This is a genomic window from Candidatus Pristimantibacillus lignocellulolyticus (assembly GCA_023639215.1).
GTDB classification, from domain to species: Bacteria; Bacillota; Bacilli; order Paenibacillales; family Paenibacillaceae; genus Pristimantibacillus; species Pristimantibacillus lignocellulolyticus.
The window spans coordinates 1,647,501-1,655,000 of the sequence record CP097899.1; the positions used below are offsets into that span (position 1 = coordinate 1,647,501).

General features: G+C 42.1%; 3 protein-coding genes, 2 tRNA genes and 2 rRNA genes. 5 read left to right on the top strand and 2 right to left on the bottom strand.

The window, feature by feature from the left end; genetic code table 11:
* Positions 1-18 precede the first annotated feature (18 nt).
* The 5 genes from NAG76_06855 (at position 19) to NAG76_06875 (ending at position 4,764) form a co-directional block, all read left to right on the top strand.
* A tRNA-Ile gene (locus NAG76_06855) sits at positions 19-95 on the top strand.
* 33 nt (positions 96-128) lie between these two features.
* Positions 129-204: transfer RNA gene (locus tag NAG76_06860), tRNA-Ala, on the top strand.
* A 242-nt stretch (positions 205-446) separates the two neighbouring features.
* Positions 447-3,377 (top strand): 23S ribosomal RNA (locus NAG76_06865).
* A 104-nt stretch (positions 3,378-3,481) separates the two neighbouring features.
* Positions 3,482-3,598, top strand: a 5S ribosomal RNA gene (gene rrf / locus NAG76_06870).
* A 608-nt stretch (positions 3,599-4,206) separates the two neighbouring features.
* A complete protein-coding gene (locus tag NAG76_06875; protein URN96786.1) occupies positions 4,207-4,764 on the top strand; it encodes an SLOG family protein in 558 nt (185 codons plus the stop codon).
* A 171-nt stretch (positions 4,765-4,935) separates the two neighbouring features.
* Here the strand turns inward: NAG76_06875 and NAG76_06880 are convergent, their stop codons facing one another.
* Positions 4,936-6,345 carry a HAMP domain-containing histidine kinase gene (locus NAG76_06880; GenBank protein URN95953.1) on the bottom strand — a complete coding sequence of 470 codons (1,410 nt, stop codon included), beginning with the start codon at positions 6,343-6,345 and terminating at the stop codon, positions 4,936-4,938.
* The gene (locus NAG76_06885) at positions 6,342-7,019 is read right to left on the bottom strand and encodes a response regulator transcription factor (GenBank protein URN95954.1); all 678 of its coding nucleotides are present in this window, start codon (positions 7,017-7,019) and stop codon (positions 6,342-6,344) included. The genes NAG76_06880 and NAG76_06885 overlap by 4 nt, the downstream gene beginning before the upstream one ends.
* Positions 7,020-7,500 lie beyond the last annotated feature (481 nt).

Genomic DNA, 7,500 nt, shown 5'->3' on the forward strand with positions numbered 1-7,500 from the left:
TCAAAACGGAATACCCAAGGGCCTTTAGCTCAGCTGGTTAGAGCGCACCCCTGATAAGGGTGAGGTCGGTGGTTCGAGTCCACTAAGGCCCACCATATCGACTTTGAGTCGGTTACCCATTTCATTATGGGGCCATAGCTCAGCTGGGAGAGCGCCTGCCTTGCAAGCAGGAGGTCAGCGGTTCGATCCCGCTTGGCTCCACCAACAATTCTCTTACGAGATTGTTTACCATTATTCTAACGGATTATGGTGCACTATTTTCCTAACGGAAAAAGTGTTTGTTCCTTGAAAACTGGATAAGAAAGTAATGAAACATCCAAAGCGAATGAAAGTAAAACACGCGAATTTATATTCAAATGTTTTACATGAATAGCGAATAATTTTTTGTTCGACGACCTTGTTCATCAGAACACTAGAGGAGAACAAAAACATTAGGAGCGCAACTAGGTTAAGCTAGTAAGAGCGCACGGAGGATGCCTAGGCACTAGGAGCCGAAGAAGGACGTGGCGAACAACGATACTGCCTCGGGGAGCTGTAAGCAAGCTTTGATCCGGGGATTTCCGAATGGGGAAACCCAGCAGTCGTAATGGACTGTTACTTCTAACTGAATACATAGGTTAGATAGAGGCATACCAGGGGAACTGAAACATCTAAGTACCCTGAGGAAGAGAAAACAAAAGTGATTCCGTCAGTAGCGGCGAGCGAACGCGGATTAGCCCAAACCAAAGAGCTTGCTCTTTGGGGTTGTAGGACAGTTCACACGGAGTTACAAAGGTGTAGGTTAGGCGAAGAGGTCTGGAAAGGCCCGCTAGAAGAGGTAAAAGCCCTGTAGCCAAAAGTCGACACTCTCCGAACTGTATCCTGAGTACGGCGGGACACGTGAAACCCCGTCGGAATCCGGCAGGACCATCTGCCAAGGCTAAATACTCCCTAGTGACCGATAGTGAAGCAGTACCGTGAGGGAAAGGTGAAAAGCACCGCGGAAGCGGAGTGAAAAAGAACCTGAAACCGTGCGCTTACAAAAAGTCAGAGCCCTATTAATGGGTGATGGCGTGCCTTTTGTAGAATGAACCGGCGAGTTACGATTACGTGCAAGGTTAAGTTGGAAAGACGGAGCCGCAGCGAAAGCGAGTCTGAATAGGGCGAATAAGTACGTAGTCGTAGACCCGAAACCGTGTGATCTACCCCTGTCCAGGGTGAAGGTGCGGTAACACGCACTGGAGGCCCGAACCCACGCACGTTGAAAAGTGCGGGGATGAGGTGGGGGTAGCGGAGAAATTCCAATCGAACTCGGAGATAGCTGGTTCTCCCCGAAATAGCTTTAGGGCTAGCCTCGGATTAGAGTGTCGTGGAGGTAGAGCACTGATTGGGTGCGGGGCCCGCCAAGGGTTACCAAGTCTAGTCAAACTCCGAATGCCACAGACATGTTATCCGGGAGTCAGACAGTGAGTGCTAAGATCCATTGTCAAGAGGGAAACAGCCCAGATCATCAGCTAAGGTCCCCAAGTGTGTGTTAAGTGGGAAAGGATGTGGAGTTGCACAGACAACCAGGATGTTGGCTTAGAAGCAGCCACCATTTAAAGAGTGCGTAATAGCTCACTGGTCGAGTGACTCTGCGCCGAAAATGTAACGGGGCTAAACACACCACCGAAGCTATGGCATGTACCTTATGGTACTTGGGTAGGGGAGCGTTGAATATAGGTTGAAGTCAGACCGTAAGGACTGGTGGACAGTATTCAAGTGAGAATGCCGGTATGAGTAACGAAAAGACAAGTGAGAATCTTGTCCGCCGTAAGCCTAAGGGTTCCTGAGGAAGGCTCGTCCTCTCAGGGTAAGTCGGGACCTAACGCGAGGCCGAAAGGCGTAGTGGAAGGACAACAGGTTGAAATTCCTGTACCACCGAAAACCGTTTGAGCAATGGGGTGACACAGAAGGGTAGTGACGCGGACTGATGGAATAGTCCGTCTAAGTAGTGAGGCTTGTCGATAGGAAAATCCGTCGGCTATAAGGCTGGGCTGCGATGGGGAGCGAAAATTATAGTAGCGAAGGTCATGAGCTCCGGCTGTCAAGAAAAGCCTCTAGTTAGGTATAGGTGCCCGTACCGCAAACCGACACAGGTAGGCGAGCAGAGCATGCTAAGGCGCGCGGAAGAACTCTCGTTAAGGAACTCGGCAAAATGACCCCGTAACTTAGGGAGAAGGGGTGCCCCGGTAGGGTTAATAGCCCGAGGGGGCCGCAGTGAAAAGGCCCAATCGACTGTTTAGCAAAAACACAGGTCTGTGCGAAGTCGTAAGACGAAGTATACGGGCTGACGCCTGCCCGGTGCTGGAAGGTTAAGGGGAGTGGTTAGGGGTAACCCGAAGCTATGAACCGAAGCCCCAGTAAACGGCGGCCGTAACTATAACGGTCCTAAGGTAGCGAAATTCCTTGTCAGGTAAATTCTGACCCGCACGAATGGCGTAACGAATTGGGCGCTGTCTCAACGAGAGATCCGGTGAAATTTTAATACCTGTGAAGATGCAGGTTACCCGCGACAAGACGGAAAGACCCCATGGAGCTTTACTGCAACTTGATATTGAACTTTGGTACGATCTGTACAGGATAGGTGGGAGCCTTTGAGTCATGAGCGCCAGCTTGTGAGGAGGCGACGTTGGGATACCACCCTGATCGTATCGGAGTTCTAACCTGCTACCCTGAATCGGGTAGAGGGACCGTGTCAGGTGGGCAGTTTGACTGGGGCGGTCGCCTCCTAAAGAGTAACGGAGGCGCCCAAAGGTTCCCTCAGAATGGTTGGAAATCATTCGAAGAGTGCAAAGGCAAAAGGGAGCTTGACTGCGAGACCTACAAGTCGAGCAGGGACGAAAGTCGGGCTTAGTGATCCGGTGGTACCGCATGGAAGGGCCATCGCTCAACGGATAAAAGCTACCCTGGGGATAACAGGCTTATCTCCCCCAAGAGTCCACATCGACGGGGAGGTTTGGCACCTCGATGTCGGCTCATCGCATCCTGGGGCTGAAGTAGGTCCCAAGGGTTGGGCTGTTCGCCCATTAAAGCGGTACGCGAGCTGGGTTCAGAACGTCGTGAGACAGTTCGGTCCCTATCTGTCGCGGGCGCAGGAAATTTGAGAAGAGCTGTCCTTAGTACGAGAGGACCGGGATGGACGTACCGCTGGTGTACCAGTTGTTTCGCCAGAAGCATAGCTGGGTAGCTAAGTACGGACGGGATAAACGCTGAAAGCATCTAAGCGTGAAGCCCCCTTCAAGATGAGATTTCCCAATTAGTAAGACCCCTTGAAGACGACGAGGTTGATAGGTTCGGGGTGTAAGTGTAGCAATACATGTAGCTGACGAATACTAATCGGTCGAGGGCTTATCCTAACAATCTTTTCTATGCGCAAGCAAGAAGAGTACATTGATACAAGCATCACTTTGGAGTTTTACCTTTCCTATCCAGTTTTGAGGGCGCAAGCTCTAGCAAGACGTTTGGTGATGACGGCGAAAGGGAACCACGCGTACCCATCTCGAACACGACCGTTAAGCCTTTCAGCGCCGATGGTACTTGGACCGCAGGGTCCTGGGAGAGTAGGACGTCGCCAAGCACGGATAAGCCCATTGCATAAGCAGTGGGCTTTTTTGTGCGTTTTAACGTGTGATCACGCTGATTAAGCTGACGAAGTTGATTCGACGGCGAAGAGGCCATTCATCGCTCGTTCCAGTACTCATGTACCAAGTCCGTACATTCCGTGCTTCACGTCCCTAACTTCATGTCCTCTTCTTGGTGCTGACACGTTATATGCCCGAGAAGTAACATTCCTTGAGGTGGAGCAGGAAGAAGAGTGTTGTTCAGGAAGCCGGCTTTTAACCTTATTCGGGGTTGGACAGGTTGTTCACCGAAGCTAAGGAAGAGCATAATCGGTATGTTTCTTACAGAAACGTTTTATTGCTGGTGTACGAGTGTCGTACACAACACAACATAAATGACAATACAAGACACAACACATAACACAACATCTGCATTTCTTATTTGATCGGAATGGGTGATTGAATACACTATATGTTAGAATGAAGTGATATTAACTACTAAAAGGTCATGTAAGTGAAAAATCATGTAAATGATTTGCTGTAATATTTAAGATATCGAATGATCAGAAATTGATTGTTGTCGTTAGTAATAGATATAAATTAGCGAATGAAATGAGGTATTCGTATTAAGAACGTATTAGTTACAGGCTATCGTGCACATGAACTGCAAATATTCGATCAGAAGAACAAAGCAATTCCTTTTATTAAGAAAGCTTTTAGATCGAAAATAACTTCTATTATAGAAGAAGGAGCAGAGTGGATTATTACTCCTGGTCAGTATGGGTTTGATCTATGGGCAAGTGAAGTTATTATAGAACTTCGAAAGGAACTATATCCTCATATCAAACTTTCAATGATTACTGCTTTTGCTAATCAAGAGGAGAATTGGAAGGATGAACGTAAAGAATATTATAATTCCATAAAAGAACAGGTTGATTTCTATGCAGAGGTTAGTAAACAACCATATGTTGGTCCATGGCAATTCCAAGCTAGAGATCAATTACTATTTCATAAAACTGATGGAATGGTATTATTTTATGATGATGAAGCAGCACCTAGTAGTGTTAAGTTTGTAAAAGAGAGAGCAGTTAAGCTATATAATGAGAGTAATTATTCTATAATTACAATTACGGCAGATGATATTCAAAATGCTATGGAAGTGGACTACGATTATATTGAGTAGTTTTCAATATAACAATAAAAGCGCTCATTCACCAATAAGGTAATGAACGCCTTTTTACGTTAGTTGCTAATTATCTATTCTAAATTAATGTTAAGCAATTAACAAAACATAACAGAACAGTTATAGTTGTAGCCATAAAATTACACCTGGAGTAAAAACAATAAGTTGCAGTTAGTACAGCTTATTGTTTTTGAATGAAGGTAAAGTAACAGTAAATGTAGTTCCTACTTTCCATGTGCTCTCTACTTCAATGGTACCTGAATGTAATGAAACGATTTTATGAGCAATTGATAATCCGAGTCCACTACCAGAGTGTTCGTTCTGACTACGAGACTCACTCACTTTACTAAAGCGTTCAAAGATTACTGATAATTGTTCAGGAGGAATTCCCTCCCCACTATCAGTGATCGTTATAACTATATTTGGATTTTGTTCACTAGGTGCTTTCAATGTAATCGTTAAGCTATCTTGTTCAGAACAGAATTTAATAGCATTGTTGATTAGATTTTGCCATACCTCGTATAGTAATTGTTCGTTTCCACATATAGATACTTCAGCTAAGTCCACTTCTAACTGCAGATTTTTATCACTCCATTGCCACTCTAACATAATAAGAACTTGTCTAATTTGCTCATCAATTCGAAAATTTGATTTGCTTAACTGTTGTTCTTGTTCTAGAGACGCAAGCTTTAGTAATTGTTTACTCATTGATGATAACCGTTCACTTTCCATTGCTATAATACCCATATGTGTAATAAGTTCCTCTTTTGTAATCGAACTGAGTGATGAAGTAAGAGCTAACCCATGTATTGATGTTAAAGGAGTTTGGAATTCATGTGAGACATCAGAAACGAATTGTTGTTTCATTTCATCCGATCTCTTTAATTCATTAGTCATGTAATTAAAATTGCGTGCTAGTTCCCCAATTTCATCTGACCGACTAAGCTGCAAATTATAATTACTATAATATCCTTTAGCAAGTTGCTTAGTAGCATTTGTTAGCTGCTTAATAGGACGAACAATGAAGCGACTCATAATAGTAATACATATTAAACTAAATATAAAGCTGGATACTAATAACATAGAGATGATAAGACGAAGCTCTCCACTTTGTTGCATTAGATCAGGACGTATAAAAAAGGCAGCAGTACCTTCATTTGTTTCAATAGAGAGCCCAATCGTATTTGCTAGACTATTATTAAAGAACCCAAACAAATTAAAAGATACTTCTTGATTAGACATTCCACTATACAATTGGCCAGATAATACAGTCTCTAATTGTAATGGTGCTAACTCATCACGCTTAAAGGGAGAACCATATGAAGAACCAATACCTTCAGGCGTAACCCAATAAATTTGATAACCTAGTTGGGCTGTTTGATCCATGAATGATAAATCTTGATTTCTTAGTTCATCTTGAAATAAATTTTGTATGGAATGTGCTACTTCAATCGTTCGTAATTCATTATCCTTTATTAGAGCTTTTTTATAGTAGAAATCCGTGGTGAGTAATCCTGCTATTGCACTTATAAAAGTAATACCGATGAAAATAAGTACTATTTTTACATAGAGTGTTTTCATACAAGCACCTCAAGTTTATATCCTAATCCACGAACTGTCGTAATTATAAATTGATTATCATAAGGGGCAAAGCGTTCACGTAGACGTTTAATATGAACATCAACAGTTCTTGTGTCTCCACTATAATCAATTCCCCATATTAATTGAATAAGTTGATCTCTTGTATAAATTCGTCCTGTATTACTAGCGAGTTGGGCAAACAATTGAAATTCCTTTAGTGGGAGGTCAATGATCGTATTCCCATGCTTAACAACATAACTTTCACGATCTATAATGATGTCTCCCATACGAATGAAGTTAGGAGAAATCAACTGGTAGCGCCTTAATAATGCTTTTATCCGAAATATTAATTCTTTAGGTTCAAATGGTTTTACAAGATAGTCATCTGTACCAGAAGAGTATCCCTTTTCTTTATCAATTAATTCACCTTTAGCAGTAAGAAGAAGAATTGGAATATCGTATAGATGCCTAATTTCTTGACACAATTCGAGACCGTTTTTGAATGGCATCATAATATCAATGACAGCTAGATGAATTTGAGAGTGAGCGAGTATATGAGATGCATCTTCTCCATGAATAGCTTCATATACATTGTAGCCTTCTTTAGAAAGAATGAACTTCAATAGAGAACGAATAGATGAATCATCATCGGCGATTAAGATATTAATTTTCATAGTGTGTCTCCTATTAACAATATAAGTAAAGTGTATCATAGCTTAGCAAACAAACCTAAAGTAAGTATGACAATTAGATAAGGCATAATACATTACAAGCGGATATATTAATATTTCATTTAATTATTATAATTATAATTAAATGAAACATAATTATAAGTTTTATACATTAATATATAACAGTAGTAGCTATAACACATGATGTAGTGTTATAAGAATGATAAATATCATCATATAGTGTGTAATAAAATAAAATAAAATAATATATAAAAAAGCTTGCAATGCCTATAAGTTCTATGGTATATTATTTCTTGTCGCCGCGAGAGATTGCGAGACACAGACGAAAAACAAAACGCGAGTCACACTTACGAGAGTAAATGAGAAACGCTTTGATCTTTGAAAACTGAACAACGAGTAAGAACTGCCATTAACAATTTTCACCCCGTGAAAATTGTTAATAAAAAGCGAAACAAATGAGCAA